We start from the raw sequence: 355 nt of genomic DNA on the forward strand, positions 1-355 counted from the left end.
AGAATGCCTATGGCGCTCTGAAAGTTGCCGACAGAGGTTATGTGATGGAAACCGGTAACATCACAATGCAAGGTTCCGCTGAGGAACTGATTGCAGATCCTAAAATCCGTGAAGCCTATCTGGGAATTTGATATGTCAGTTACCATCACCCGTGAAGGTGAAATCGCCCTCGTTACAGTTGATAATCCGCCTGTGAATGCCCTTGGTCAGGCACTGCGTCAGGGATTGTGGGATGCTGTCTCCACCCTTGATGCCGACGATAAGGTCAAAGCTGTCGTGCTGATTTGCGCAGGGCGTACCTTTATTGCGGGCGCAGATGTACGCGAATTCGGCCAGACACCTCAGCCGGCGCATT

At 51.8% G+C, this 355-nt stretch carries 1 protein-coding gene and 1 pseudogene; both read left to right on the forward strand.

Features of this window, described 5'->3' with window-relative positions; all coding sequences use genetic code 11:
- Positions 1 to 131, forward strand: a pseudogene (locus HBA93_RS24365) (ABC transporter ATP-binding protein); the annotation flags it as partial.
- 1 nt (position 132) lies between these two features.
- On the forward strand, positions 133 to 355 hold a 223-nt coding region (locus HBA93_RS19480), incomplete at its 3' end, for an enoyl-CoA hydratase/isomerase family protein (RefSeq protein ID WP_286202074.1).

It is taken from the genome of Ochrobactrum sp. SFR4 (assembly GCF_019730395.1).
Lineage (GTDB): Bacteria > Pseudomonadota > Alphaproteobacteria > Rhizobiales > Rhizobiaceae > Pseudochrobactrum.